Below are 25,645 nucleotides of genomic sequence, written 5' to 3' on the forward strand. Positions count from 1 at the left end.
TTGTTTCCTCAAGCGGTTTGGTTGAAGCCAGGACGCGGCACCATGTCCATCAACATGCAGGACATGCCCCCGTCGACAACGAGCTCGGCACCGTTGACATAGCCCGAACGGGGGCTGGCCAGAAAGATCGCGACATCGGCGATGTCTTGCGGCTCGCCGATGCGGCGGCTGGCGGTGACGGCTGAACGCTTGGCCTCAAAACCAGGCTCTTCGTAAAACTTGGCCGACAAAGCGGTGCGGATCATGCCGGGGCAGATCGCGTTGCTGCGCACGCCCTGTGGGCCCCATTCGACGGCCAGTTGGCGGGACATCTGCAGCACGCCGGCCTTGCTGGCGCTGTAGGCACCGCTGTGGCTTTGCGGGAACAGTCCTGAGATGGAAGCGACGTTGACGATGCAGCCTTCACCGGCCTCGCGCATGGCCGCACCGAAGGCGCGGGCGCACAGCAGGTAGCCCGTCAGGTTGACCGCCAGCACGGCGTTCCAGTCGTCCAGGCTCACATCGGCCAAGCCGCCAGAACGCAGCAGGCCTGCGTTGTTGATCAGTGCGTAGGCGGTGCCCCATGTGGACTGGACTTTTTCTGCGGCCGCCTGCACGCTGGCCGCATCGCTGATGTCGCAGTTCACCGCCAGGGTCTGCGCGCCTTGCGCTTGCAGCTGATCGTGCATGCGCTGCAAGCCCTGTGCATCGCGATCGAGCAGTGCCACGCGTGCACCCACTTGCGTCAAACGCTGGGCTACCGATGCGCCGATGCCGCTGGCCGCACCGGTGACCACGCACACGCGGCCCTGCAGCTCAAGCCAGCTTTTGTCTCCACTCATGACCATGTCCTTGTTCCTGTTCTCTGCCAATGATTGTTGGAATGAGGGTCGAAATTTTTTTTGACGATTCGATCGAAGAACAGGACAATTCGTGCGAACTGGAGTGTGAAAATGGCGGTTTCTAGGGTTATCCCGAATTACGATCTGTATGGCGATTCGAGCCGACATGAAGAATCGGCGGCATTCAATTTCGAATGGATTCCGCAGCGTTCGACCTTGTACAACTGGCTGATCCATCCCCACCGGCACGACTCCTTCATCCAGGTGCTTTACCTCACCGAGGGGCATGTGGATGTGCAGATTGAGCATGTGCAGCAAACACTGCACGCGCCCTGCGTGATGTTGATCCCGGCGGGTCATGTGCACGGGTTCCGGTTTTCCAAAGACACCAATGGCCCGGTGGTCACGGCCATGCAAAAGGCGCTGGAATCGGCGGCTGCCTTGATGATGCCGCCCTTGCTGGACACCATACGCACGCCGCGTTTGCTTTCCTTGCAGTCGGAGATGCGCTACATCGACCAGCTCATGCCCTTGTTTTTGGCGCTGGAGCAAGAGTCGCATACACCGGCTGAAGGTCAGGTGGCGGCAGGCACTTCTTTGTTGTTGGCCCTGATGGTGCAAGTGCACCGCATTTGCAAATTGTCCGATCAGACGGACACCCAAACCCACTACAGCATCTCGCGCAAGGCGCGGCAAATCGAAAAATTCCGCAGCTTGATCGACAAGAATTTCCGCACCGAGCATTCTTTGCAAAGCTACGCCGACCAGGTCGGTGTGACGGTGGGTCAACTCTCGCGCCTGTGTCGCGAGGTCTTGGGCAAATCGAGCCTGCAGGTCATGAACGACCGCTTGATCCAGGAAGCGCAACGCGAACTGGTTTACACCGCTTTGCCCATCAAGCAACTGGCGTCCGAACTCGGCTTTGAGGACGACGCCTATTTCAGCCGCTTCTTTCGCAAGCACATCGGCATGACCCCCAAGGCTTACCGTGCCAAGTCTTTGGCGCAAATGGGCAGTGATGTTCAGACCCATTTCTGAGCCCCTTTGCCAAAGGGCGCCGTGCGTTTGAAGTGGCCGAAACATGGCGTCAACGGTGCTGGAAAACAGGTTTGCGTTTGTCCAGGAAGGCGTTCATGCCTTCGTGCGCATCGCTGCTGGCAAAGCGGGCATGCAGCTCGCGCCGTTCAAACAAGATGCCTTCGCTCAAGGCACTTTCGTGGGCGCGGTTGACGGATTCCTTGATGGCCATCAGCGCGGGCAATGAGTAGCCCGCAATCTGAGTGGCCAGTTTCAATGCGGTGCTTGGCAGTTGCGCGTCAGGCACCACACGCGAGACCAAGCCATAGCGGTCCGCTTCTTGTGCCGACAGCATGCGGGCCGACAGACACATGTCCATGGCCTTGGCTTTGCCGACTGCGCGTGGCAGGCGCTGCGTGCCGCCTGCGCCGGGCAGCATGGCCAGCTTGATTTCGGGCAAGGCGAATTGCGCCGACTCGGCAGCCACGATGATGTCGCAAGCCAATGCCAATTCACAGCCACCGCCCATGGCGTAACCCGCCACAGCCGCGATGACCGGTTTGCGCACCTGGCGGATGGTTTCCCAGTTGCGGGTGATGAAGCCGCTTTGGTAAACATCCATGTAGGACCAGTCGGCCATCACCGCGATGTCGGCCCCGGCGGCAAAGGCCTTGTCACTGCCGGTGATCAAGATGGCCCCGATGTCGGCGTTGCCATCGAATGCCAGCAAGGCTGCGCCCAGCGCATCCATCAGCTCGTCGTTCAGGGCGTTGAGTTGCGCCGGACGGTTCAGGCGGATCAGGCCCACGCGACCTTGCGTTTCGGTGAGGATGGTGGGCTCGGTCATGGTGTGGGTGACCATCAGCCTTGGGCCAGCATGGCTTGCAGTTGTTCGCGCAGCTTGAACTTCTGGATCTTGCCCGAGGGGGTCGCGGGCATGGCGTCCAGCAGCTGCAGGCGCTCGGGAATGTACTGCGTGGCCACCTGGTTTTCTTTCAGGTAATGCACGATTTCGGGCAAGTCCATGCTTTGGCCGGGCTTGGTCACCACCACGGCGCAGGCGCGTTCGCCCAGGCGCTCGTCGGGGTAGGCCACGATGGCCGCCATGGCCACGGCGGGGTGGCGGTACAGCAGCGATTCGATCTCGACCACCGGGATGTTTTCACCGCCACGGATGATCACGTCCTTGCTGCGGCCGGTGATGCGGATGTAGCCCTGCGCGTCCATGCGCGCCAGGTCGCCGGTGTCGAACCAGCCTTCGGCATCGGTGCCGTTCAGGTGCTGCCGCTTGAGGTAGCCGCCAAAGTTGGAGCACGAGCGCACATACAACTTGCCGGGTACGCCTGAAGGCAAGGCGGGGCCGGAGGCGTCGACTTCCACCACTTTGAGCTCCACGCCCGGCAATGCGAGGCCATCGGTGGTGAAAGCGCGTTCGTCCGGGTCGTTCAGCTCGATGAGGGTTACTGCACCGTTTTCGCTCATGCCCCATGCGGACACGATCTTGGTGCCGAGTGCAGCGCGGGCCTGCTCCACCAGTGGGCCGGGAATGGGGGCCCCTGCGCACAGGAAGGTCTTGAGCGAGGGCACAGGCGTCTTGCTGTCGGCCACGCCCTTGGTCAGGTCGGCCAGGAAGGGCGTGGAGGCCATGGTGAAGCTGGCCTTTTCGGCGTTGATGACTTCGACCGCTTTCTTGGGCTCCCAGATGTCTTGCAGCACAGCACTGGCCTTGAGCATGATGGGCATCATCAGACCGTACATGAAGCCGGTTTGGTGGGCCATGGGCGAGGCCATCAGCACCACGTCTTCAGCGTCCAGTTGCAAGCGCTGTGCATAAGGAATGATGTTGGCCATCACGGTGTTGGCCGAGTGCATCACGCCCTTGGGTTCACCCGTGGTGCCCGAGGTGTAGATCAGCTGGGTGATGTCGTCGGGGCCAGGGCGGTGCGCGTTCAAAATGGCCGCCGCATCGGCTTGCTTTTCCCATTCGGGGCCGCTGAGCAGGGCTTCGAAGCTGTTGGCGCCTTGTCCGTCGATCACCACGATGTGTTTCAGGTCGGGCAGGCCCGGCTGGATGGCGGTGATCATCTGCTCGAAATCAAACCCCCGGAAGGTTTTGGGCGCGATGATGACCTTGGCTTCGCCGTGCTTGAGCATGAAGTTCAGTTCGCGCTCACGGAAGATGTGCATCAGCGGGTTGATGACCGCACCGATGCGCGAGCACGCCAGATAGGTCACGGTGAACTGCCACCAGTTGGGCAACTGGCAGGCCACGATGTCGTTCTTTTGCACGCCCAGGCGGCTCAGGCCCACCGCCACGCGGTCGGCCATTTGCGCCAATTCGCGGTAGGTGAAGCGGCGCACGTCACCGGCTTCGACGCGGTAAGCAGTCAGGGCCAGTTTGTCAGGACAGGCGGCCAGGCAGGCATCGAGTTCACCGTTGATGGTGCGGTCATGCCACAGGCCTTGGGCGATCATCGGGGCGCGGCGGGCAGGCAATAAAACAGCATCGAATTCCATGTTTGTCTCCTTGGGGGGGTGAAATATTTTTGTTTTGGGGGTACTCAGGCAGGCACGTTCTTGCGCCCCGCACGGGTGCGCGCAATGATGGTTTTCATGATCTGGGCTGTGCCGTCACCGATCTGGAAGCCCAGCACATCGCGCAAGCGCTGCTCCATCAGGCCCCGGTCGTAGCCGCCGTGACCAAAGCACAGCAGGCACTGGTGGATCACGTCGTAGGCCAGCTTGGGGCCCCACCACTTGGCCATGCCGGCCTCGGCCGAGTGAGGCAAGCCCTGGTCCTTGAGCCACAGGCCTTGCAGGCAGACCAATCGCGCACCTTCGACTTCGGTGTCGTATTGCGCCAGAGGGTGCGTCACACCCTGGAAAGCCGACAAGGGCTGACCAAAGGCCTGGCGCTGGGTGATGTATTCCCAGGTTTCATCGAGTGCTGCACGCGCTACCGCCAGGCATTGCAGGCCAATCAATGAGCGTGAGTAGTCAAAGCCGTGCATGACCTGCACAAAGCCTTTGTTCTCGTCGCCCAAGCGGTGGCTGACGGGCACACGCACGTTCTCGAAAAAGATGGAGCCGCGGCCGATCGAGCGTTGGCCGTGGCAGTCAAAGCGGCTGGTGGTCAGGCCCGGGGTGTCCATGGGCACCAACAGTGCGGTCACGCCGTGCGCCCCGTCTTCGGGCGTGCCGGTCCGGCCAAACACCACGGTGATGTCTGCCTGGTCGGCGGCCGAGATGGAGGTTTTTTCGCCGTTGATGACGTAGAAGTCACCGTCGCGCTCGACCCGCAAACGCAGGTTGGCCGCGTCCGAGCCGCCACGCGGCTCGGTCAGGGCAATCGCGCAAATGGCACGGCCTTCGCGGATTTTGTCGAGCCAGGGGCGCACCACTTCGGGCTTGCCGTACTTGTAGAGGATTTGGCTGTTGAGCGAGGCCAGCAAGTTCAGGTAAGAAAAGCTCAGGTCGGCGCGGGCGATTTCCTCGTGGATCACGCCTGCGGCCACGCAACCCATGCCCAGGCCACCGAACTCTTCAGGCACTTCGGGGCAGATGAAACCCAGATCGCCCATCTCGCGCAACAAGGCGAGGTCAAACTCGCGCGTCTTGTCACGTTCCAGAAAGCCGGGTTTGATTTTTTCATCGGCAAAGCGGCGCACGGTCTCGGCCAGTGCCTGCAGGTCTTCGTTGATGTAGGGATTGGGATTCATCTGTTGTCCTCTGTCTGAGCGTTTACTTGGCGTACTTGCGGAAATCGGGCTTGCGCTTTTCCTGCAAGGCCTTCACGCCTTCACGCGACTCTTCGGTGTCGTAGTACAGCTTGAGCGCGTACATGCCCATGCCCGCGATGCCCGCCTGGTGGGCGGTGTCCATGTTGAAGCTGCGCTTGGCAATGGCGATCGCTGTGGGGCTGCGCTCGCAGATGGTCTCGCCCCATTCCTGCACGGTGGCGTCGAGTTGCTCGTGCGGCACGCAGATGTTGGCCAAGCCCATGTCCACGGCTTCCTGGCCGGAGTAGCGCTTGTTGAGGTACCAGATTTCGCGGGCTTTTTTCTCGCCGACCACACGCGCCAAAAAGGCGGTGCCGTAACCCGGATCGACCGAACCCATCTTGGGGCCGACTTGGCCGAAGATGGCTTTGTCGGAACAGATGGTCAGGTCGCAAATCGTGCACAGCACGTTGCCGCCGCCAATCGCAAAGCCTTGTACGCGGGCGATCACGGGCTTGGGCACATCGCGAATCGCAGTGTGGAGTTCCTCCATGGGCAGGCCAATGGTGCCGCGGCCATCGTAGTTGCCGTCGTGGGCCGACTGGTCGCCGCCTGTGCAGAAAGCGCGGTCGCCAGCGCCTGCCAGCACGATGGCGCCCACGCTCTTGTCGTAACCGGCTTTGTTCAGGGCCTTGATGAGTTCATCGCAGGTGGTGCCGCGAAACGCGTTCATTTTCTCGGGGCGGTTGATCGTGATCCAGGCCACGCCGTTGCGGTTTTCGTACAGGATGTCTTCGAATTGCATGGGGTTCTCCAAAAAGGTGAGGTGAGGCCGATCAGCCGTGCATGGTCAAGCCACCAGACACGCTGATGACCTGGCCGGTGATGAAGGCAGCGTCGTCGCTGCCAAAGAAGGCGATGGCGCTGGCCAAATCGTCGGGCTGACCCAAACGGCCCAGCGGGATGGCGCTGCGGAAGGCTTCGATCAGCTTGGCGGGGTCGCGTGCGCCTTCGGCCACACCGGCCAGCAAGGCGGTGTCGGTCGGGCCGGGGCAGACCACGTTGACGGTGATGTTGTGGCGGGCGTGCTCGCGGGCCAAGGTTTTGGACAAGGCCACCAGACCGCCCTTGCAGGCGGCATAGACCGCTTCGCCCGACGAGCCGCCGCGTGCGGCGTCCGAGGCGATGTTGACGATGCGGCCGTAGTTGCGCGCCACCATGCCGGGCAACACGGCGTGGTGCATGTGCAGGGCGCCGGTCAGGTTGATGGCGATCAGCTTGTCCCACTCGGCAGGCACGGTTTTGACGAAGGGCTTGAACACATCCCAGCCGGCGTTGTTGACCAACACATCGACAGGGCCCAATTGGGCCTCGGTCGCAGCCACAGCGGCATCGACTTGTGCGCGGTCGGTGATGTTGCAGGCGAAGGCAGCAGCGCAGCCACCTGCTGCGTTGATCTCGGCGGCGACTTTTTGCGCAGCGTCCATGTTCATGTCAAAGACGGCGACTTGGGCGCCTTCGGCGGCAAAACGGCGGCAGGTGGCCCCACCAATGCCGCCACCGCCACCGGTCACAATCACGGTTTTGCCATTGAGGTTTTTCATGCTTTTCTCCGTCAGATGAATGAGGTTGGGAAACTTGGTTTGCTGCACATATGACAACAAGTTGACGCATTCTAGGGTTTCCATATATTGCCCATCAAGGTTTTTTGTTGTCCAATCACCTATCGTTTTCCCTATGAATAAAACTGTTGACGCTCGCATGGAACTGGCCAACCGGATTTTTTTCAAGCTTTATCAATGTGCCAACATGTTGCATAAAACAGGCAGCAGGGCCGTGCAGGATGAAGGCTTGACCACGCAGCAATGGGCGGTGCTGGGCGCTTTGTCGCGGCCCGAGGCGGCCCAAGGCATGGGCGTGGGCGAGCTGGCGCGTTACCTCATGGTCAGTCGGCAGAACTTGTCGGGTTTGATCACCCGCATGACCCGTGACGGGCACATCGAGATGAGCACCGACGGCCGTGATCGCCGCTCGCGTCTGGTGGTGATGACCGATACAGGCCGCCATGTCTGGCTGGTTCAGGCCCAGCCCAAGATCAAGGCTTATTACGAGCAGGTCTTGCAGGATTTCTCGATGGGCGACATGGCCCACACCCTGCATTACTTTTTGAAGCTCTTGGACAACATGGAAAAAATTGACCGTGCTGCCCCTGAGGAAGACGCGTCTGAAGCGTGAGTGATGGGGCAGCCTGCATCGGCAGGCTGTGAACTTTTCCGCAACGGCCCTATCAGGGCTTGCCCTGATCAGAACGTGACAGCGGACCGCCTATACTTGCAAAATGAACCAACTGGTACATTCTGCAAAGCTCAAGCCAACCGAGGTGCCCACCGCCCGTGAGTCAGGGCGCACCAACGACCCGGCCCGCACCATGGCCGAGATCCTGGCGGTGGCCACGCACGAGTTTGCGGACAAGGGTTTGACCGGCGCACGCATCGACGAGATTGCGGCTGCCACGCGCACCAGCAAGCGCATGATCTATTACTACTTCGGCAGCAAGGATGGCCTGTACCTGGCGGTGCTCGAAGAGGCCTACCGCCGCATGCGGGCCATCGAGTCGGATTTGCATCTGGGCGATCTGCCGCCGGTGCAGGCCCTGCAAAAGTTGGTGGCGTTCACCTATGACCACCACCGCGACAACGAAGACTTCATCCGCCTGGTGATGAACGAAAACATCCAGCGCGGCGACTATTTGCGCCAGAGCCAAAGCATTCAGGCGATGAACAGCAATGCCATCCAGTCCGTGAGGGCGGTGTACGACCGGGGCGTGGCGCAGGGCGTGTTCAGGTCAGGGCTCGATCCGGTGGACATCCACTCGGCGATCTCGGCGTTCACCTTCTTCAACGTCTCGAACCGCCACACCTTTGGCCTGATCTTTCAGGACCGAGCCAGTCCTGAGAAGGCCAACACCCTCAAACGCGAGCATGTGGTGGACTTGATCTTGCGTTTTGTCAGTCATCAAATTTCGGCATAACAGCTAGGACCTGATGGTTTTGGCATATACGGGTTATCCCTGTATCTAGAAAACTAACCAGTTCGTACATTATGGACAATGTTAATCAGGAGGTCTGTGGTGGTTCAAAAATTCATTGACGGGTTTTGCAAAGCCCTGAATGTCGTCATTGCCCTGTGTTTGGCCGTGATGGTGGTGCTGGTGTTTGGCAACGTGGTCATGCGCTATGGCTTCAACTCGGGCATCACCTTGTCGGAAGAGCTGTCGCGCTGGTTGTTTGTCTGGATGACTTTCATGGGTGCGGTCATTGCCCTCAAGGAGCATGGGCATCTGGGCACCGACATGTTGGTGGGCAAGTTGGGCCCTGCGGGCAAGAAGGTTTGCCTGGCCTTGTCTTACTTGGCCATGTTGTTCATTTGCTGGTTGTTGTTCAGCGGCGCTTACCAGCAGACCGTGATCAATCTGGGCAGCACCAGCGCGGTGATGGAAGTGTCCATGGCCTGGATTTATGCACCCGGTGTGGTGTTTGCGGTGCTGGGCGGCTTGATCTTGTTGACCGAGTTGATGCGCTTGCTCACCGGCCAGGTGCGCGATGAAGACCTGGTCATGATCCAGGAATCCGAAGAGTCGCCCCATGGCGCCCACAAAGCCTGAACGGACAAGAGACTGACATGACGATCGCTATTTTTGTTTTTTCGCTGCTCGGTGCCATGGCCATTGGTATCCCGATCGCGTTTTCCTTGTTGATTTGTGGTGTGGCGCTGATGTGGCACATGGACATGTTCGATGCGCAGATCCTGGCGCAAAACCTGCTCGAAGGGTCCAACAGCTTTCCTTTGCTGGCCGTGCCGTTTTTCATGCTGGCGGGCGAGATCATGAACGCAGGCGGCTTGTCTCGCCGCATCGTGAACTTTGCCATGGCCTGCGTGGGCCACATCAAAGGCGGTCTGGGTTACGTGACCATCATGGCCGCCGTGATCATGGCGGCGCTGTCCGGCTCGGCCGTGGCCGATGCGGCGGCACTGGCTTCGTTGCTTTTGCCCATGATGGTGGCTGCGGGCCACGACAAGGCACGCTCGGCAGGCCTGATCGCATCGGCGGGCATCATCGCACCGGTGATTCCGCCCAGCATTGGTTTTGTGATCTTTGGTGTGGCGGGCAATGTCTCCATTTCCAAATTGTTCATGGCGGGCATCGTGCCCGGCATCCTGCTGGGCGCATCGCTGTGGATCACCTGGTGGTGGTTGGCGCGGCGCGAAGTGGTGCAGGTGCCGCCGCGCAAATCCATGGGTGAAATCATGGTGGCCATGCGCGAGGCGACCTGGGCTTTGGTGTTACCGCTCATCGTGGTGTTTGGCCTGAAGTTTGGGGTGTTCACCCCGACGGAAGCGGCGGTGGTTGCTGCGGTCTATGCTTTGCTGATCTCGACGTTCATCTACCGCGAGTTGAGCATCAAAGACCTGTACCCGCTGTTTGTGAGCTCGGCCAAGACCAGTGCGATCGTGATGTTTTTGGTGGCCGCCGCCATGGTGTCGGCCTGGTTGATCACGGTGGCCAATTTGCCGGCCCAGTTGATTGAGCTGTTGCAGCCCCTGTTGGACAGTCCTCGCTTGCTCATGTTGACCATCATGGTCATCACCATGGTGGTGGGCACGGCGCTGGACATGACGCCCACCATTTTGCTGCTGACCCCGGTGCTGATGCCCGTGGTCAAAGCCGCAGGCATTGACCCGGTTTATTTCGGTGTGTTGTTCATCATCAACAATGCCATTGGATTGATCACCCCGCCTGTGGGCACCGTGCTGAATGCGGTGGCGGGTGTGGGCAAAGTGAGCATGGACGAGGTGACCCGGGGCGTGATGCCTTTCATGATCGCCCAGTTCATCATCATGTTTGCCATGGTGGCCTTCCCTGCGCTGGTGATGGTGCCCGCGCGCTGGTTCTATTGATTTCTGGTGAGGTCGTCTGATCGGGTACGCCTGACGACTTGCCGCTTGATGCACAGCGTACGTCCTTCTATTTTTTTTCTGGAGACAACTCATGAAACGTGTATTTATCAAGACCTTGATCGCCAGCGTGGCTCTGGCCGCAGCCGGTGTGGCGTCCGCACAAGACAAAACCATCAAGTTCGCCAACCAGAACGCAGCGGGTCACCCCATCGTGCTGGGCATGGAAAAGTTCAAGGAAATCGTCGAGAAAAACTCGGGCGGCAAGATCAAGGTCAATGTCTTCCCCGGCGGTGCTTTGGGCAGCGACCAGGCCAACGTGTCGGCCATCCAGGGCGGTACTTTGGAAATGGCGTCGATGAACTCGGGCATCTTCGCTTCGCAGGTCAAGGAATTCGCGATTTTTGACTTCCCCTTCATGTTCGGCACAGGCAAAGAAGCCGACGCGGCTGTGGACGGTGCTTTCGGTAAAAAGCTGCACGCCAAACTGGAAGAAAAGGGCATGATCGGTCTGGCTTATTACGAGCTGGGTTTTCGCAACATCACCAACAGCAAGCGCGCCATCAACAAAGTGGAAGACCTGGAAGGCCTGAAGCTGCGCGTGATCCCCAACCCGATCAACGTCGACTGGGTCAAGGCTTTGGGCGCCAACCCCACACCGCTGCCATTCCCTGAGCTGTACGCCGCGCTGGAGCAAAAAGCCGTGGACGGCCAAGAAAACCCCGTGGCCACCATCAACGGTGCCAAGTTGTACGAAGTGCAAAAACACCTGGCTTTGACGGGCCACCAGTACAACCCCCAGTCGGTCATCATCAGCAAGAAGTTCTGGGAAAAGCTGTCGGCTGCCGAGAAGAAAATCGTGGCCGATGCGGCCACCGAATCGGCCAAGTTCCAACGTGAAAAAGCCCGTGCTCTGGAAGCCAGCATCACCGACAACTTGAAGAAGAACGGCATGCAAGTGACCCAGTTGCCAGAAGCCGAAATGGCCAAGCTGCGCGACAAAATGCGCCCTGTGACCGCCAAGTACGGCGTGACTGTGGGCCAGGACCTGGTCAAGGAACTGCAAGCTGAAATCGACAAGGTGCGCACTGCAGCGGCAGCGCCTGCCAAGAAGTCGGGCAAGTAATTGCACCCCGAGGCTTCGCCGCGTGTGTGGCGAAGCCTTCTTTTTTATCTCAAGGAGATGTCATGAAAGTCTTGATGCTGCACGGCGTGAACCACAACATGTTTGGCAAACGCGATCCCAAGCAATACGGCACCATCACCCTCGATGAAATCAATGCCAGCCTGCAAAAACTGGGCCAAGAGTTGGGTGCCGAGGTCGAGTGCTATCAGACCAACCATGAAGGTGACATGTGCGAGCGCATTCACCAAGCGTATTTCGACAATGTCGACGCCGTGCTGATCAACGCTGGCGCATGGACCCACTACAGCTACGCGATCCGCGATGCGCTGGCCGTGCTGACGTGCCCCGTGGTGGAGCTGCACATGTCCAACATCCACGCCCGCGAAGAATTCCGCCACAAGTCTGTGTTTGCCGAAATCGTCAAAGGCCAAATCTGTGGCTTTGGTGCTGACAGCTATTTGCTGGCGCTGCGCGCGGGTGTGTCGGCTGCACAAGCGGCCTGATGAACAAATTCTCCAACCCATGATCAACGGCAACACCGACATCATCGCCCACATCGGCTACCCGACGCACACCTTCAAGTCGCCGATGATTTACAACCCGTATTTCGAATCTGCGGGCATCAATGCGGTGGTCGTGCCCATGGGCTGCAAGCCCGAGCACTATCGCGCTTTCCTGAAGTCGGTGTTCACGTTGGAAAACATCCGTGGCGCCTTGATCACCATGCCGCACAAGGTCACCACTGTGGGCTTGCTCGACGAGGTGACCGCCACCGTGCGCGTGGCCGGTGCCTGCAATGCGGTCAAGCGCCTGGCCGATGGCCGCCTGGTGGGCGACATGTTCGATGGCGCAGGTTTTGTGCGCGGTGTGCAGCGCAAGGGTTTTGACTTGTCCGGCAAACGTGTGTTGGTGGTCGGCACCGGCGGCGTGGGCTGTGCGATTGCGGCCTCTTTGGCGGGCGCAGGCATTGCCGCCATCAGCCTGTTCGATGTGAACACTGCGGGTTGCGAGGCCCTGGCCCAACGCCTCCAAACCCATTACCCCCAGATTGATGTGCGCACCGGATCGAACGATCCTGTGGACCACGATCTGGTCGTGAACGCCACCCCCATGGGCATGAACGAGGGCGACCCGCTGCCCATGGACGTGTCGCGCCTGTCAGCCGACACCTTTGTGGGCGAAGTGGTCATGAAGGCTGAGACCACCGCATTCTTGGCCGCTGCGCAAGCGCGTGGTTGCCTCACCCAGGTGGGCACGGACATGCTGTACGAGCAAATCCCGGCGTATCTGGAATATTTCGGCTTGCCCACCACCACCGCAGAAGTGCTGCGCAGTGGTGCCAGGCTGAGCTACTGAAGCCAAACGAGTGAAGCCCAAAGAATTCCCATCACGGAGTGCACAGATGACCTTGAACAAAGTCGATCGCGAAGCCGTCCCCGACATGCCCAACCGTTTGGGCATCGCGGGCATTGAATTCATCGAGTACGCCACCAGCCGCCCACAGGCGCTGGGCCAGGTGCTGGAGAACATGGGCTTTCGGCCCGTGGCGCGCCACCGCTCGCGGGAAGTGACTTTGTACCGCCAGGGCGCGATGAACTTGGTGGTGAACGCCAGCCCCGACGACGCCCGCGTGAGCGGCACGGTGGATGGCCAGCCTGTGATTTCTGCGGTGGCTTTCCGTGTGCAGGATGCCCTCAAAGCCCACAACCGCTGCATCGAGCTGGGCGCCTGGAGCGTGGGCAGCCACGCGCAGGCGATGGAGCTGCACATCCCCGCCATCCACGGCCCGGGCGGCAGCCGCTTTTACTTTGTGGACCGCTGGCAGGAGTTTTCGATCTACGACATCGACTTCAAGCCCATCCCCACGGTGGACCCCAACCCGCCTGCGCTGGCGGGCATGAGTTATTTCGGTGTGGTGCAGTACATCGGTGCTGGGCGCAGCGCCGATTGGCAGACCTATTACGAACACATGTTCGACTTCAGCAGCATTCCCGATGAAGAGCGCTTTGGCATCTTGCCCAAGGGCAAGCTGATGAAGAGCCCGTGCGGCACCTTTTTGTGGCAGCTGATCGAACCCGAGCTTTGGATGGATGCCGACGACAGCCCCGAGTGCCTGCAACGCATCGGCTTTGGCGTGCCCCATGTGGCCGAGGCCGTGGCGGCACTCAAGGCCCGTGGTGTGGAGTTTGTCGAGTCCACCCAGCTGCACCCCGAAGACCGTGGTGCGCTCACCCGCGCTGCGCTGGGTTCGGTGGCTTTCGAGCTTGTCCATCAATAAAAGGAAGCCGTGATGAACTTGCTCGACGGCTACGGGATGGACACCATCACCATGGCAGGCACGCTGGAGGCCAAGCTCGCCGCCATGAAGGGTGCTGGCTTTTCTCAGGTGATGTTGATGGCCCGCGATTTGGTCACGCACCCGGGGGGTGTCAAAGCGGCCGTGGAGGCCGTGCGCCAAAGTGGCATGCGGCCCACGGGCTTTCAGGTGCTGCGCGATTTTGAAGGCCTGTCGGGCCATCTGCACAGCTACAAACTCGACATCGCCAAATCGATGCTGGAGATGTGCGCAGCCACCGGCAGCAAGGTGTTGCTGGCCTGCTCGTCCACCTCGCGCCACGCCACGCAAGACCTCGATCAAATTGCCGCCGACCTGAAAAAGCTGGCCATGCTGGCCGTGCCCATGGGCATCAAGATCGCTTACGAAGCGCTGTCCTGGGGCCGCACGGTCAACGAATTTCCCACCAGCTGGGACGTGGTCTGCCGCGCCGATTGCCCCAACCTCGGCATTGGCCTGGACTCCTTCCACATCTTCGCGGCCAAGACCTCATTGGACGCCATCGAAGAGCTGGACCCGTCCAAAATCTTCCTGGTGCAGCTGTCCGACTTCATGTGGCAGGAAACCCCCACCTTTGAAGAGCGCATGACCACGGCCCGCACCTTCCGTGTGTTTCCGGGCGAGGGCGTGCACAGCGAGCAACTGGCCGATCTGGTGCTGCGCCTGGACCGCATCGGTTACCGGGGCGATTACAGCTTTGAAGTGTTCAACGACGACTACCAGCAGCTGCCGCTGGAGACGGTGGCCGAGCGTGCCCGCAAGAGCGCAACGTGGCTGCACCAGGATGTGCTGCACAAGTCCGCGCCGCTGCCCGAGTGGGCCCGCCAGCACGGCTGACGTGGCGCTGGACCAGCGAAAATAGGGGCTGTTTTGCTTTGACCATCCAACATGCCCCGCATCCAATTTGACCTTCCCGATCAGTTCGTTTTTGCCACCGACATCCAGATTTACATCAGCCACGTCAACCAGGGCGGGCACCTCGACAATGCGCAGCTGCTGACTTTGGTGTCCGAGGCGCGTGTGCGTTTTTTCAAATCGCTGGGTTACACCGAAGGCAATGTGGCCGGGCGCCCCATCGTGGTGGGCGACATGGTGGCGCAATACAAGTCCGAAGGCTTTCACGGTGAAACCATGCGCGTGAGCATGGTGCCGCAGGACTACAACAAATATGGCTTTGATTTGGTCTACCGCATGGAGTGTCTGGACACGGCCCGCGAGGTGGCACGCGGCAAAATCGGCATCGTGTTCATCGAGCGAGACAGCCGCAAGGTGGCGGTTGTGCCGCCAGCTTTCATGCAAGCGGTGACAGCTTTGGCACAAAAAAACGCAGGCGCTTGATGCCCAGTTTCATTGAACAATCGCCACCGATTTGACTTGCACCCAGGCCACTGAAGCCACGTTCAGGTTCAGTGCTGCCAGCGCCCGCCGAGTGATGCGGGCCAGCAAGAATGACCCGCCACAACGCACCCGGATCAAACACTGAGAGGCGTGTGCATCCGCCGCAATGGCATCCACCACGCAAGGCAGGTGGTTCTGGATGCTGGTGTGGCGTGGCTCTTCGGTGGTCAGGCTCACGTCTTGTGCCAGCACGCGCAAGCGCACGGCCTGCCCGACCTTCAAGCCGCTGTCGCGCACCCACAGAGCGCCTCCGGGGAATGAGACTTGGGCCAGATGCCATGGGGCATCGATCGCCATGACCAGGCCTTGCAGCAAGGCCCCGGCATCTTGGCCCACCACAACCGCAGGTTCGATCGCGGTCATCACCGCTTGGGCTGGCCCTGCAGCTTGCACCTTGCCACGCTCGAGCACAACCAAGTGATCGGCGAGGCGGGCCAATTCATCGGACGAGTGGGTCACGTAGACCATCGGAACGTGCAATTCATCGCGCAAGCGCTCCAGCCACGGCAGGATGTCTTGCTTGCGTGCCTGATCGAGCGCGGCCATGGGCTCATCCAGCAAGAGCACGCGGGGGTCTGTGGCCAGGGCGCGGGCGATGGCCACGCGTTGCCGTTCGCCGCCCGACAATTGCGCAGGCTGTCGCTGCAGCAGGTGTGCAATGCCCAGCAGTTCAATGGCTGTCTCCAGGCTTTTGCCGGACTGCGCACTGCGTGAGCGTTTCAAGGCGTAGCGCAGGTTGCCCATGACGTCCAAGTGCGCGAACAAACTGGCCTCCTGGAACACATAGCCCATGGCGCGTTGGTGCGTGGGCACGAAGAGCCCCTTGGCGTCGTCTTGCCAGACTTCGTTGCCGATCGCGATGCGCGCATTGCGGGCTTTTTCGAGCCCGGCCACACAACGCAGCACGCTGGTTTTGCCCGAGCCCGATGCACCAAACAACACGGTGATGCCGTGCTGGGGCAAGCGCAGATCCACTTGCAGTGCGAAGTCGGCACGCGGCAGATTCAGTTGAATGACCAGCTCGCTCATGGCCACACCCGGCTGTGGCGGTTTTTCAGCAAGGCCAGTCCCATCAGCACGGCAAAGGAGAACACGACCATGCCGCCCGCCAGCCAATGGGCTTGTGTGTACTCCATGGCCTCGACGTGGCCATAAATTTGGGTGGAGACCACCCGTGTCTGACCGGGGATGTTGCCGCCGATCATGAGCACCACGCCGAACTCGCCCACGGTGTGGGCAAAGCTCAGGATGGCCGCAGTGATCAGGCCGGAACGTGCTTGTGGCAAGGCCACCGAAAAGAAGGCATCGAGAGGGCTGGCCCGCAAGGTGGCGGCCACCTCCATGGGGCGAGGGCCCAGCGCTTCAAAGGCGTGTTGCAGTGGCTGCACCGCAAAGGGCAGCGAGAAAATCACCGAGCCGATGAGCAAACCCGTGAAGCTGAAGGACAGCACGCCCCAGCCCAGCGCTTGCGTCAATTGGCCCAGCGGGCCTTGTGGCCCCATCACCACCAGCAGATAAAAACCCAGCACAGAAGGCGGCAGCACCAGCGGCAAAGTCACCAGCGCGCCCACAGGCGCACGCCATGGCGACTGTGTTTGCGACAGCCACCAGGCCAGCGGTGTGGCCACGGTCAAGAGCACCAGGGTGGTCGCTATGGCCAGTTGGAGGGTCAGCCAGATGGCTTGCAGGGTTTCGTGGTCCATGGGCAGGGTGGTGGTTAAACCTTGTAGCCGCTGGCGCGGATGATGTGGCGGGCTTTTTCGCTTTGCAGGTAGTGCAGCAAGGCCAAAGCGGCGGGTTTGGCTTGGCCTTGGCGCAGCAGCAGCGCATCTTGCCGGATGGGCGTGTGCAGCTCTTCTGGGATGACCCAGGCCGAGCCTTGGGCGATGCGGCCATCGGTGAGGACCTGCGACAAGGCCACAAAGCCCAGTTGTGCATTGCCCGTCGAGACGAATTGGTAGGTCTGCGCGATGTTCTCACCCAAGACCCATTGGGGGCGCAGGGACGCCAGCACGCCCAGCCGTGTCATGGTTTCAAGGGCCGCCAGGCCGTAGGGGGCCAGCTTGGGATCGGCCAATGCGATTTTGTTGAAGCGACCGGTCTTGAGCACCTGGCCTTGCGCATCCACCATGGCCGCTTGCGGGCTCCAGAGCACGAGCTGCCCCACCGCATAGGTGAACCGGCTGCCTTTGATGCTCAGACCTTCTTGCTCAAGCTTGGCAGGCGTTTCGTCATCGGCCGCGAGCAAGACCTCAAAAGGTGCGCCGTTTTTGATCTGGGCGTAAAACCGTCCGGTCGAGCCAAAAGCCAAAGTGACCCGGTGCCCCGTCTCTTGCTCGAAAGCAGCGGTGATCTTGTGCATGGGCACCGTGAAGTTGGCGGCCACCGCCACGGACACGGTGTCGGCATGGCCTGGCAAGGCCAGCATGCAGGCAGACAGGGCGATCAGCAAGCTTTTCATGGAGAATGTCGATATTCTTTTATGGAATAGCGAAACTTTAGCACGGATGCGTTGCGCTGTTCTGATTCAGAATAGCGGTCAAGCAAGGAACCATCGCCATGAACACCAAACGACTGCCACTGGCCGACGTCCTGGGCCACGAAGCCAGCGACAAGCGCATCGACATCCTGCGCAGGATTGCCCAAGTGGGCTCCATTTCTGAAGCCGCACGCGGCGCAGGGGTCAGCTACAAGGCCGGCTGGCAAGCCCTGGAAACCTTGGCCAACCTGGCAGGCACGCCCTTGGTCGAGAAGGTGGTGGGCGGCAGCGGTGGCGGCGGGGCGCTGTTGACCGATGCGGGGCAAAAGGTGCTGTTGGCTGCCGAGGCCATGGCCAAGGCTCGCCGTCAGGTGCTGCAACTGATTGACAGCGGTGACTTGGCCACAGGCCGTGCTGCCTTTGCCCTGCGCACCAGCATGCGCAACCAGTTCCCCTGCACCGTGGGCGCCATCAAACCGCACATGGGGCAGGTGAGGGTGCAGTTGCTGCTGGCCGATGGCAGTGCGATCCATTCGCGCATCACGCGAGAAAGTGTGCAGTTGCTGGGCCTGCGCAAAGGGCTGGATGTGCTGGCTTTGTGCAAAGCCACGGCCGTTCACCTCGACTCGACGGAAGGTGATGTCGATGGCAAGAACACTTTGACCGGTGTGGTCACGCGGGCAACACGATCGGCCAAAGGTGGTGAAGTGTCTGTGCGCTTGCCCGCTGGCGTTCAGTTGGTGGGCTTTGCATCCGCTATTTCGCCCAAAGTGGGGCAAAGCGCCTCCGCACAGATCGATGAAGCGGGCATCGTCATCGCGGCTTTGAATTGAGCGACGCATGCTGCTGCCCCACATCAACACCCCGCGCTGCACCGGCTGCGGCTGGTGTGTGGCGGCTTGTCCGCCGCATGTGTTGAGTTTGCACACCGGGGGCTGGCGCAAACACGCGGTGCTGGACGATGCGCCGGGCTGCACAGGTTGCAGCAAGTGCGAAAGGCGTTGCCCCTTCGGCGTGATCACCATGATCAAAACGAAAAAGCCTGACGGGCGTCAGGCTTGATCGGGGGCGATTTGAACTTCAGGCTTTGAAGTGCGCGTTGTCCATCACCTTGAGGTCTTGGGCCACCCGTGGTGCAAAGTCCATCTGATCGAGCACATCGCGCTGCAAGTCGATGCCGGGGGCGATCTCGAACAGCTCGATCCCGTGGGGCGTGAGCCTGAAACTGGCGCGCTCGGTCAGGTACAGCACCTCTTGTTTGCGCACCAAGCCTTGCGGCCCGGAGAAGGTGATTTGGTCCACTTTTTTGACCAGCTTTTTCACCGCCCCTTGCGCAGTCACCCGCATTTGACCGTCACCTGTTTCCAGCTTGACGCCTTTGGCCGCCAGCGTGCCGCAGAACACCACTTTCTTGGCGTTTTGGGCGATGTCGATGAAGCCGCCAGGGCCCACGGTCACGCCGCCCAGGCGTGACACGTTGACCGAACCTTCTTCGTCGAATTCGCCAAAGCCCAAAAAGGCGATGTCCAGACCGCCGCCGCCATAAAAGTCGAACTGCGTGGCCGCGTCCAACATGGCGGTGGCGTTGCGGGCGTAGCCAAACAGCACGCCGTCCATGAGCGTGCCGCCGTAGGTGCCGTGCTCGATGGTTTGGTAGATGCGGTGCTGTTCGTTGCGCGCCGCGATCAGCTTGGCCACGGCATCGGGCACGCCCACACCGTAGTTGATCACCGGGCGGGCCTTGCCGGTGTTGAAGAGTTCCTGGTAGGCACGGCGCGCCACGGCCTGGCGTTCGCTGAAGGCCTCCTGCGAGGCTGCCAGTTCGCGGGCGTGGTCTTGCGCTTCGCTGGCCGCGCGTTCAGCGCCGGTCAGCTCGCCACTGAAAGCCGGATCAAACGGGATGGCGTAGCTGGTGGACTGCTCAGGGTCGACCACGATGGCGTCCACCCAGGCCGAGGGGATGCGCACTTCGCGGGCCTTGAGGGCGCCCTTGGGCAGGCGCTCCTTGACTTGCACGATGACTTTGCCGCCGCTGTTGCGTGCCGCCAAGGCCAGCGACTGGGCGTCCAGGTTGGCCGCTTCGTGCTCGAAGCTGATGTTGCCGTCTTCATCGGCGCTGCTGGCGCGCACGATGGCGACATGGATCGGGAAGGGCTTGTAGCGCAGGTATTCGCTGCCATCGATGGTGATGACTTCGGCCAGATCGTCTTGGGCCGCATCGTTCATGCGGCCTCCGCCATGGCGCGGGTCGCACACGGTGCCCAGGCCCACGTGGCTGATGAGGCCAGGACGGCCTGCGCCGATTTCGCGCATGAGCTGGCTTGAGACACCGCCAGGCAGGATGTAGGCCTCGATCTTGTTGGCCAGGGCCAGTTGCTGCATGGCCGGTGACCAGACCCAGTGCCCACCGATGACACGCTTGACCAGGCCTTCGTGCGCGAAGCAGCTCATGCCTTTGGTTTTCTTGTCGCCAATGCCCAGGGCGTGCATGACGGTGAGGTTCTTGGGTGTTTGCGTGCTCAGGAAGCGTTCTTGCACCGCTTCAAACAAATGGGTCGCTTCCATCAGGCCGCCACCGCCGCCCATGAGGCCCACGGTGTCGCCGTCTTGAATCAGTTGTGCCGCTTGGGCGGCGGTCATGAATTTGGTTTTCATTTTGGTGTCTCGTCAATTGTGTTTTGGGTTTGCTGCATCGGGCATGGCGTGGGGGCCGCGGCCTCATGCTGGGGTACCAGAAAAATCGGCCACGGCCCCCACGCCATCCCCGATGGGCTGGTGGTTGTGTACATGTCTTGATGTTGCACAGCTTTTGTAGGTCGGAGCTTCAGCTCCGACGTTCAGCTTCATTCTGGTTTCCATGTCGGAGCTGAAGCTCCGACCTACGCGGACACCAGCAGCCGGATGAAGGGGATGGGCGGCCGACGATTTTTCGGTACCCCGTTATGAGGAGGTCGCCCATCCCCTTTGTCCGGCCCGTGATGTGGCAGCAAACGTGATCCACCAGAAAGGTCAGCGGTTCACATCAAAAAGCACAGCGCCTTTTTTCATCGCACTCTTGGCGATCACGCCGCGATGGATCTCGCTCGTGCCGTCATAGATGCGGTAAATGCGGGCATCGCGGTAATAGCGCTCGATGGACAGCTCCTTGCAAAAGCCCATGCCACCAAACACCTGCACCGCACGGTCCACCACGCGGCCCAAAGTTTCTGCAGCGTGCACCTTGACCATGGCGATTTGCTCGCGTGCGTCCATGCCTTGGTCCAGCATCCAAGCGGCGTGGTAGACCATCCAGCGGGCGGCGTTGATCTCGATCACGCTGTCCGCGATCATCTGCTGCACCATCTGGAAATCACCGATCTTGGTGCCGAACTGCTGGCGCTCATTGGCCCAATTCAGCATCAGCTCGCACACATGCGTGGCCTTGCCCACGGCGCGTGCGCCCACCTGCGCCAAGCGCACCACATTGAGCGCACCCATGGCCAGCTTGAAGCCCTGACCCGCTTCGCCCAGCAAGGCGGCGTCTTCGAGTTGTACATTGTCAAAAAACAATTCCAGATGCGGCGTGCCACGCAGGCCCATCATCTTCTGGTCCTTGCCCACGGTGAAACCGGGCAGGCCTTTGTCGACCATGAACATCGAGATTTCTTTTTCGCCGGTTTTGGCCGACACCAAAAAGAAGTCGCTCCACTCGCCATCGCTGATGAAGTGTTTGGTGCCGTTGAGCACCCAGCCCTTGTCGTTTTTCTTGGCCTTGGTTTTGATGCCTGCCGCGTCCGAGCCCGCGCCCGATTCGGTGATGGTGATGGCGCAGGTGCGTGTGCCCGCCACGGCGGGTTTGAGCCAGCGCTCGATTTGCTCACCCTTGCAGTGCAGCAGGGGCTCGTAGACATTGCCAAAGGCCCGGCGGATCAGGATGTCGCTCGTGTGGCCGAACTGTTCTTCGCACAGGATGCGGTCCATGGTGGACAGGCCGCCACCGCCCAATTCGACGGGCATGTTCATGCCGTACAGGCCCAGGGCCTTGGCTTTGTCGTGGATCGCTTGGGCTTTGGCGTTGTCCAGAAAACCTTTGTCCTCGACTTCGTCTTCGAGTGGCTTGAGTTCTTCGGCGATGAAACGGCGCACCGTTTCGATCATCATTTTTTGTTCGTCGTTGATAGAAAAGTCCATGGTGGGTCCTTGAGGTTTTTTGTCATGCCGGACTTGATCCGGCATCCAGGTTTTCATGTATTCAGGTGCTCAGGTCATCAGCGATGGACCCCGGATCAAGTCCGGGGTGACAGTTGAGGGCGCGGGGTGACAGCGGCGGAGTTCGGGGTGAAAGTGGCGAAGTTTCGCGTTTGAAGCGCAGATCTGTGCTGTTCAAGCACTGCTGAACCAACGTGCCCCAAAGAAGAAAGGCAGGCGGGAGAGTTTTTCAAAACGTCGGAACATGGCTCAGGCTTCCACAAAGGGGCGGCTCTTGGCCAGGCATTCGGCGGCCCAGTCCTGCACCGGGGTGTTCGCTTCGCGGCCAAAGTTGACCACTTCCACACTCACGGGCAAGTCGGCGGGCAGGGCATTGAATAGGCCCTGCACATCGATGGTGCCGTCGCCGGGCAGCAGGCGTTCGCAGCGGGCGGTGTGGATCATTTCTTCGGTCGTGAAATTCAGACCCGCTTGGGCATCGCAAATTTGCGCGTAATGCAGCAGCTCGCGCGGGATGGCGCGGATGTCGTCGAGCGTGGTGGTGGAGCGGCCAAAGTGCAGCGCATCGACCAGGATGCCGGCGTTGTTGGGGTTGCCTGCGTTCTGCACGATGCGCAGCGCCGAAGCAGCGTCTTTCACGGCGGTCCAGGGCATGAACTCCAGATCGGCCGTCATGCCAAAAGGCTTCATCACTTCGCACAGGCGGGCGTAGTTCTCGGTCAGGCGGGTTTCGTTGGCGTCATCTCCGGCCACCAAAATGGCCTTGGCTTGCAGAGCCGCGCCCGCGTCGTACAGTGCGTCCCAGGTGTGCGGGTCAAACTGCTCGTTGATGCGGATGATCTCCAGATCGAACACGCCCACGCCGGTGTCGCGTTGTGCGGCCAGGGTTTCGCGCAGGGCCGCTGGCTGGTCCAGCAGGTGTTGCTGCGGCGCGCCGGGGGCGTTGGGCCACAGGCGCAGGCCCACAAACTGGTAGCCGGTCTGCGCCGCAACCCGGATCGCCTCGGCGGGCGAGCAGCGGTGCGAGCCGAGGTAGGCGAGGGAGTAGATGCGAGACATGGCGGTTTATTTCAATGGCGACACAGCGGTGGGCATGGCGATGGTCGAGACCATGTTCGTGGTCAGGTGCGCCGGGCCGCCTTTGGGCGGCCAGATGCCTTGGGCCACCGCTTCGCCACGGATCTGGCTGCGGGCGTTCAGGCTGTCGTAGGCCCAGATGTTGGTGAAACGCAGCGGGCCGTCTAGCGCCACCATGGCCACCACGCAAGGCGAGAGTTTGTCGCGTGCGGGCACGTACTGTTCCCACAGGTCGATGGTGGGCTGCACGCCACCGGTTTTGATGCCGTAAGTGCGGATTTCGTAGACCGGGCCTGTGATGCCGGACTCGGCACTGGGGCGCACGGGCTTCATCCAGGGGAAGCCTTTGTAGCTGTGCTGTTCCAGCGTCTGGACAATCTCACCGCAACCGAACGGACTGGCACTTTGCTGGGTGCGCTCGCGCTCGGCCTGCAAGGCGTCGAGCGTGGCAAAGCCGCGCAGCACGATCATCTGGTTGAGCACGCCAATGTCGGTGAACCAGCAGCCCAGCAATTCGCCTTGGGCTTCGGGGGCGCTGGCAAAGGCCTGCACGTTCGTGGCGGCTTGGCCTGCGGTGCCAAAGGGCAGGGTCATGGTGGCGAGTTCGTAGTACATGGTGTGGGCTTTCTGATGGGTGTGAAGAGGGGCTGTCATGCCGGACTTTGATCCGGCATCCAGTGGGGGGCGGGCATGGACCCCGGATCGAGTCCGGGGTGACATGTTGCTGGACACCGGGGGTGACATGTCAGTGGATGCTTGGGGTGCGGTGTCCTTGGCAGTCAGTGGGGAGCTGTCGAGGTCGTGGCCAGCCGCGTGGTGTGCGGCGATGAAGCCAAAGGTCATGGCCGGGCCGAGTGTGATGCCACCGGCCGGGTAGTGGCCGCCCATCATGCTGCTCAGGTCATTGCCACCGGCATACAGGCCCGGGATGGCCTGGCCTTGTGTGTCGATGACCTGCGCGTGGTCGTTCACGCGCAAACCGGCGAAGGTGCCCAAGCTGCCCATGACGACTTTGACGGCATAAAACGGACCGCGTTCGATGGGGCCCATGCAGGGGTTGCGCAGGCCGCGTCGTGTGGCGTTGATGGCGTCGCCCTGGATGCGGTTGTAGGGCGTTTCGCCTTTGCCAAAGTCACGGTCTTTGCCGTCCTGGGCCAATGCGTTGTAGCGCTGCACGGTGGCTTGCAGCGCCTGCGCATCGATCCCGCAGGCTTGGGCCAGTTCGGCCAGGGACTGCCCGCGTTTCAGGTAAGCATTTTTCAGCCAGGGGCCGAGTGGCATGGGCGCAGGCTTGACCGCACCCAGACCGTAGTAGCGGATGAAGTGGTGATCGCAAACCAACCAGGCTTCGGGGGGCTGACCGGTGGGTGTCGCGGCCAGCAGGTCCTGCATGAAGTCGTGGTACGAGTTGGCCTCGTTGGCAAAGCGTTGGCCTTGCGCGGTGACGGCGATCAGGCCGGGCTTGGCGCGTTCGATCAGGTGCGGAAAGTGCGCCACGCTGCCATCCTCGCGAGGCACCAAAGACACCGGGGCCAGCGCTGCGGCTTGCACCAGGTCGCCTGCCACCACGCCGCCAGCAGATTCGCCCAGGCGCAGGCCGTCGCCGGTGTTGCTGCGGTTGCCCGCCGACCAGTGCTCGTGGCCAGTCGGTGCGTGGGGCAGCAGTTGTTGTTTGCGTGCAGGGTCGTGCGGAAAGCCGCCTGTGGCCAGCACCACGCCGCAGCGGGCGTGGATGCTGACTTCGCCCTGGGGTGTTTGCACCACGGCGCCCGTGACGCGCCCTTCGCTTTGCAGCAGCCGCACAGCCGGGCTGTTGACGCGGATTTGCACGCCCAGGTCCAGCGCCGACTTGGCCAGCCCGCCGATCAAGGCATTGCCATTGACCAGTCGCGTGCCACGGCGGTGCAGCAACAGGTCGCGCCCATGGCGCAGCAGCAGTTTGGCGACGTGCCAGAAGGAGGCTGGCTTGTGCAGGGCGTTCAAAAAATGCCGCAGCTCCGCGCCCGAGGCGATGCCCATGCCCCAGAGTGTGGTCTCGTGCAGCGGGGGTTTGAGATCGTGCAGGCGCTCGCCCAGCTGGCGGGCGTCAAACGGGGCCGCGCAAATCGAGCGGCCACCGGTGGCCGCATCGATGGTGTGGCCATGAAAGTCGGGAATCGCATTGCCGTCGATGAACTGCAGCGCGGTGTTCTTTCTGAAAAACTCGACCATGCGCGGGGCGTTCGTCAGAAAGGCCAGCGCTCGGGACTCGTCGAACTTTTCTCCCAATTCGCGGCGCAGGTACGACAGCGGTTTTTCAATGCGCTCCAGCAGACCCGCTTCGACGGCCAGCGGGTTGCGCGGCACCCACATCCAGCCGCCCGACCAGGCGGTGGTGCCGCCGTACTGTGCGTCTTTCTCGACCACGATGACTTTGAGGCCCAGGTGGGCCGCGGTCACGGCGGCCGACAGCGCGCCTGCGCCAGAGCCGACAACCAGCAGGTCGCAGTGTTGGGGCTTGGGGCTTGGAGCCTGCATCTGGCGGTTCAT

Annotated in this window: 26 protein-coding genes and 1 pseudogene; 13 read left to right on the forward strand and 14 right to left on the reverse strand. The window is 61.3% G+C overall.

Features of this window, described 5'->3' with window-relative positions; genetic code table 11:
* Positions 1-8 precede the first annotated feature (8 nt).
* On the reverse strand, positions 9-821 hold the full coding sequence (locus tag B9Z43_RS10630) for an SDR family NAD(P)-dependent oxidoreductase (RefSeq protein ID WP_369910192.1): 813 nt from the start codon (positions 819-821) through the stop codon (positions 9-11).
* A 111-nt stretch (positions 822-932) separates the two neighbouring features.
* On the opposite strand from B9Z43_RS10630, the gene B9Z43_RS10635 reads away from it, so the two are divergent.
* A complete protein-coding gene (locus tag B9Z43_RS10635) occupies positions 933-1,859 on the forward strand; it encodes a helix-turn-helix domain-containing protein (protein WP_108325243.1) in 927 nt (308 codons plus the stop codon).
* Between the two features lie 49 nt (positions 1,860-1,908).
* On the opposite strand, the gene B9Z43_RS10640 is transcribed toward B9Z43_RS10635, so the two are convergent.
* The 5 genes from B9Z43_RS10640 to badH are packed head-to-tail and all read right to left on the reverse strand — an operon-like array spanning position 1,909 to position 7,161.
* Complete coding sequence (locus B9Z43_RS10640; RefSeq protein ID WP_108325596.1) at positions 1,909-2,685, reverse strand: enoyl-CoA hydratase; 777 nt, start codon at positions 2,683-2,685, stop codon at positions 1,909-1,911.
* 14 nt (positions 2,686-2,699) lie between these two features.
* Positions 2,700-4,355, reverse strand: a complete 1,656-nt coding sequence (gene aliA / locus B9Z43_RS10645; RefSeq protein WP_108325245.1) for a cyclohexanecarboxylate-CoA ligase — start codon at positions 4,353-4,355, stop codon at positions 2,700-2,702.
* A 44-nt stretch (positions 4,356-4,399) separates the two neighbouring features.
* On the reverse strand, positions 4,400-5,557 hold the full coding sequence (gene aliB / locus B9Z43_RS10650) for a cyclohexanecarboxyl-CoA dehydrogenase (protein WP_108325247.1): 1,158 nt from the start codon (positions 5,555-5,557) through the stop codon (positions 4,400-4,402).
* A gap of 22 nt (positions 5,558-5,579) precedes the next feature.
* The gene (gene badI, locus B9Z43_RS10655; protein ID WP_108325249.1) at positions 5,580-6,362 is read right to left on the reverse strand and encodes a 2-ketocyclohexanecarboxyl-CoA hydrolase; all 783 of its coding nucleotides are present in this window, start codon (positions 6,360-6,362) and stop codon (positions 5,580-5,582) included.
* A 31-nt stretch (positions 6,363-6,393) separates the two neighbouring features.
* Positions 6,394-7,161, reverse strand: coding sequence for a 2-hydroxycyclohexanecarboxyl-CoA dehydrogenase (badH, locus tag B9Z43_RS10660; RefSeq protein WP_108325598.1), 768 nt, complete (start codon positions 7,159-7,161; stop codon positions 6,394-6,396).
* A gap of 133 nt (positions 7,162-7,294) precedes the next feature.
* Here badH and B9Z43_RS10665 point away from each other — a divergent pair, with 133 nt between their 5' ends.
* The 10 genes from B9Z43_RS10665 (at position 7,295) to B9Z43_RS10710 (ending at position 15,312) form a co-directional block, all read left to right on the forward strand.
* The gene (locus B9Z43_RS10665; RefSeq protein ID WP_233250067.1) at positions 7,295-7,792 is read left to right on the forward strand and encodes a MarR family winged helix-turn-helix transcriptional regulator; all 498 of its coding nucleotides are present in this window, start codon (positions 7,295-7,297) and stop codon (positions 7,790-7,792) included.
* A gap of 103 nt (positions 7,793-7,895) precedes the next feature.
* Positions 7,896-8,588 (forward strand): TetR/AcrR family transcriptional regulator, encoded by a 693-nt coding sequence (locus B9Z43_RS10670; protein ID WP_108325251.1) that lies wholly within the window; start codon positions 7,896-7,898, stop codon positions 8,586-8,588.
* Positions 8,589-8,687: 99 nt separating this feature from the next.
* Complete coding sequence (locus B9Z43_RS10675) at positions 8,688-9,221, forward strand: TRAP transporter small permease (protein ID WP_199222291.1); 534 nt, start codon at positions 8,688-8,690, stop codon at positions 9,219-9,221.
* Between the two features lie 17 nt (positions 9,222-9,238).
* Positions 9,239-10,516, forward strand: a complete 1,278-nt coding sequence (locus tag B9Z43_RS10680) for a TRAP transporter large permease subunit (protein WP_108325255.1) — start codon at positions 9,239-9,241, stop codon at positions 10,514-10,516.
* Positions 10,517-10,607: 91 nt separating this feature from the next.
* Positions 10,608-11,639 (forward strand): TRAP transporter substrate-binding protein, encoded by a 1,032-nt coding sequence (locus B9Z43_RS10685; protein ID WP_108325257.1) that lies wholly within the window; start codon positions 10,608-10,610, stop codon positions 11,637-11,639.
* A gap of 62 nt (positions 11,640-11,701) precedes the next feature.
* Positions 11,702-12,142 (forward strand): type II 3-dehydroquinate dehydratase, encoded by a 441-nt coding sequence (aroQ, locus tag B9Z43_RS10690; protein WP_108325259.1) that lies wholly within the window; start codon positions 11,702-11,704, stop codon positions 12,140-12,142.
* A gap of 19 nt (positions 12,143-12,161) precedes the next feature.
* A complete protein-coding gene (locus B9Z43_RS10695) occupies positions 12,162-12,995 on the forward strand; it encodes a shikimate dehydrogenase (protein ID WP_108325261.1) in 834 nt (277 codons plus the stop codon).
* 46 nt (positions 12,996-13,041) lie between these two features.
* Positions 13,042-13,917 (forward strand): 4-hydroxyphenylpyruvate dioxygenase, encoded by an 876-nt coding sequence (locus tag B9Z43_RS10700; RefSeq protein WP_108325263.1) that lies wholly within the window; start codon positions 13,042-13,044, stop codon positions 13,915-13,917.
* 12 nt (positions 13,918-13,929) lie between these two features.
* The gene (locus B9Z43_RS10705) at positions 13,930-14,811 is read left to right on the forward strand and encodes a sugar phosphate isomerase/epimerase (protein ID WP_108325265.1); all 882 of its coding nucleotides are present in this window, start codon (positions 13,930-13,932) and stop codon (positions 14,809-14,811) included.
* Positions 14,812-14,862: 51 nt separating this feature from the next.
* Positions 14,863-15,312: a thioesterase family protein gene (locus tag B9Z43_RS10710; RefSeq protein ID WP_108325267.1), complete on the forward strand. Its 450-nt coding sequence runs from the start codon at positions 14,863-14,865 to the stop codon at positions 15,310-15,312.
* Between the two features lie 9 nt (positions 15,313-15,321).
* On the opposite strand, the gene modC is transcribed toward B9Z43_RS10710, so the two are convergent.
* From modC to modA, 3 genes are read right to left on the reverse strand one after another with little or no spacing between them, the layout of a single operon-like run.
* Positions 15,322-16,401 (reverse strand): molybdenum ABC transporter ATP-binding protein, encoded by a 1,080-nt coding sequence (gene modC, locus B9Z43_RS10715; RefSeq protein ID WP_108325269.1) that lies wholly within the window; start codon positions 16,399-16,401, stop codon positions 15,322-15,324.
* Positions 16,398-17,075 carry a molybdate ABC transporter permease subunit gene (gene modB, locus B9Z43_RS10720; RefSeq protein ID WP_108325271.1) on the reverse strand — a complete coding sequence of 226 codons (678 nt, stop codon included), beginning with the start codon at positions 17,073-17,075 and terminating at the stop codon, positions 16,398-16,400. The genes modC and modB overlap by 4 nt, the downstream gene beginning before the upstream one ends.
* Before the next feature lie 14 nt (positions 17,076-17,089).
* Positions 17,090-17,833, reverse strand: a complete 744-nt coding sequence (modA, locus tag B9Z43_RS10725) for a molybdate ABC transporter substrate-binding protein (RefSeq protein WP_108325273.1) — start codon at positions 17,831-17,833, stop codon at positions 17,090-17,092.
* Between the two features lie 98 nt (positions 17,834-17,931).
* On the opposite strand from modA, the gene B9Z43_RS10730 reads away from it, so the two are divergent.
* Complete coding sequence (locus B9Z43_RS10730; protein ID WP_108325275.1) at positions 17,932-18,684, forward strand: TOBE domain-containing protein; 753 nt, start codon at positions 17,932-17,934, stop codon at positions 18,682-18,684.
* 7 nt (positions 18,685-18,691) lie between these two features.
* On the forward strand, positions 18,692-18,913 hold the full coding sequence (locus tag B9Z43_RS10735) for an ATP-binding protein (RefSeq protein WP_108325277.1): 222 nt from the start codon (positions 18,692-18,694) through the stop codon (positions 18,911-18,913).
* Positions 18,914-18,931: 18 nt separating this feature from the next.
* On the opposite strand, the gene B9Z43_RS10740 is transcribed toward B9Z43_RS10735, so the two are convergent.
* From B9Z43_RS10740 to B9Z43_RS10755, 5 genes and pseudogenes are all read right to left on the reverse strand, one after another.
* Positions 18,932-20,506, reverse strand: coding sequence for an acyl CoA:acetate/3-ketoacid CoA transferase (locus tag B9Z43_RS10740; protein ID WP_108325280.1), 1,575 nt, complete (start codon positions 20,504-20,506; stop codon positions 18,932-18,934).
* Between the two features lie 354 nt (positions 20,507-20,860).
* Positions 20,861-22,021 carry an acyl-CoA dehydrogenase family protein gene (locus B9Z43_RS10745; protein ID WP_108325603.1) on the reverse strand — a complete coding sequence of 387 codons (1,161 nt, stop codon included), beginning with the start codon at positions 22,019-22,021 and terminating at the stop codon, positions 20,861-20,863.
* 267 nt (positions 22,022-22,288) lie between these two features.
* Complete coding sequence (locus B9Z43_RS10750; protein ID WP_108325282.1) at positions 22,289-23,098, reverse strand: sugar phosphate isomerase/epimerase; 810 nt, start codon at positions 23,096-23,098, stop codon at positions 22,289-22,291.
* A 6-nt stretch (positions 23,099-23,104) separates the two neighbouring features.
* Positions 23,105-23,860 carry an NIPSNAP family protein gene (locus tag B9Z43_RS17545; RefSeq protein ID WP_369910214.1) on the reverse strand — a complete coding sequence of 252 codons (756 nt, stop codon included), beginning with the start codon at positions 23,858-23,860 and terminating at the stop codon, positions 23,105-23,107.
* A 9-nt stretch (positions 23,861-23,869) separates the two neighbouring features.
* Positions 23,870-25,645 (reverse strand): annotated as a pseudogene (locus tag B9Z43_RS10755) (FAD-dependent oxidoreductase); the annotation flags it as partial.

Source organism: Limnohabitans sp. MMS-10A-192 (genome assembly GCF_003063335.1).
Classification (GTDB): Bacteria; Pseudomonadota; Gammaproteobacteria; order Burkholderiales; family Burkholderiaceae_C; genus Limnohabitans_A.

Coding starts and splice junctions, on each gene's coding strand:
- B9Z43_RS10630 (WP_369910192.1), bottom strand. CDS start 821: ATGAGTGGAGACAAAAGCTGGCTTGAGCTGCAGGGCCGCGTGTGCGTG.
- B9Z43_RS10635 (WP_108325243.1), top strand. CDS start 933: ATGGCGGTTTCTAGGGTTATCCCGAATTACGATCTGTATGGCGATTCG.
- B9Z43_RS10640 (WP_108325596.1), bottom strand. CDS start 2,685: ATGACCGAGCCCACCATCCTCACCGAAACGCAAGGTCGCGTGGGCCTG.
- aliA (WP_108325245.1), bottom strand. CDS start 4,355: ATGGAATTCGATGCTGTTTTATTGCCTGCCCGCCGCGCCCCGATGATC.
- aliB (WP_108325247.1), bottom strand. CDS start 5,557: ATGAATCCCAATCCCTACATCAACGAAGACCTGCAGGCACTGGCCGAG.
- badI (WP_108325249.1), bottom strand. CDS start 6,362: ATGCAATTCGAAGACATCCTGTACGAAAACCGCAACGGCGTGGCCTGG.
- badH (WP_108325598.1), bottom strand. CDS start 7,161: ATGAAAAACCTCAATGGCAAAACCGTGATTGTGACCGGTGGCGGTGGC.
- B9Z43_RS10665 (WP_233250067.1), top strand. CDS start 7,295: ATGAATAAAACTGTTGACGCTCGCATGGAACTGGCCAACCGGATTTTT.
- B9Z43_RS10670 (WP_108325251.1), top strand. CDS start 7,896: ATGAACCAACTGGTACATTCTGCAAAGCTCAAGCCAACCGAGGTGCCC.
- B9Z43_RS10680 (WP_108325255.1), top strand. CDS start 9,239: ATGACGATCGCTATTTTTGTTTTTTCGCTGCTCGGTGCCATGGCCATT.
- B9Z43_RS10685 (WP_108325257.1), top strand. CDS start 10,608: ATGAAACGTGTATTTATCAAGACCTTGATCGCCAGCGTGGCTCTGGCC.
- aroQ (WP_108325259.1), top strand. CDS start 11,702: ATGAAAGTCTTGATGCTGCACGGCGTGAACCACAACATGTTTGGCAAA.
- B9Z43_RS10695 (WP_108325261.1), top strand. CDS start 12,162: ATGATCAACGGCAACACCGACATCATCGCCCACATCGGCTACCCGACG.
- B9Z43_RS10700 (WP_108325263.1), top strand. CDS start 13,042: ATGACCTTGAACAAAGTCGATCGCGAAGCCGTCCCCGACATGCCCAAC.
- B9Z43_RS10705 (WP_108325265.1), top strand. CDS start 13,930: ATGAACTTGCTCGACGGCTACGGGATGGACACCATCACCATGGCAGGC.
- B9Z43_RS10710 (WP_108325267.1), top strand. CDS start 14,863: ATGCCCCGCATCCAATTTGACCTTCCCGATCAGTTCGTTTTTGCCACC.
- modC (WP_108325269.1), bottom strand. CDS start 16,401: ATGAGCGAGCTGGTCATTCAACTGAATCTGCCGCGTGCCGACTTCGCA.
- modB (WP_108325271.1), bottom strand. CDS start 17,075: ATGGACCACGAAACCCTGCAAGCCATCTGGCTGACCCTCCAACTGGCC.
- modA (WP_108325273.1), bottom strand. CDS start 17,833: ATGAAAAGCTTGCTGATCGCCCTGTCTGCCTGCATGCTGGCCTTGCCA.
- B9Z43_RS10730 (WP_108325275.1), top strand. CDS start 17,932: ATGAACACCAAACGACTGCCACTGGCCGACGTCCTGGGCCACGAAGCC.
- B9Z43_RS10735 (WP_108325277.1), top strand. CDS start 18,692: ATGCTGCTGCCCCACATCAACACCCCGCGCTGCACCGGCTGCGGCTGG.
- B9Z43_RS10740 (WP_108325280.1), bottom strand. CDS start 20,506: ATGAAAACCAAATTCATGACCGCCGCCCAAGCGGCACAACTGATTCAA.
- B9Z43_RS10745 (WP_108325603.1), bottom strand. CDS start 22,021: ATGGACTTTTCTATCAACGACGAACAAAAAATGATGATCGAAACGGTG.
- B9Z43_RS10750 (WP_108325282.1), bottom strand. CDS start 23,098: ATGTCTCGCATCTACTCCCTCGCCTACCTCGGCTCGCACCGCTGCTCG.
- B9Z43_RS17545 (WP_369910214.1), bottom strand. CDS start 23,860: ATGTCACCCCCGGTGTCCAGCAACATGTCACCCCGGACTCGATCCGGG.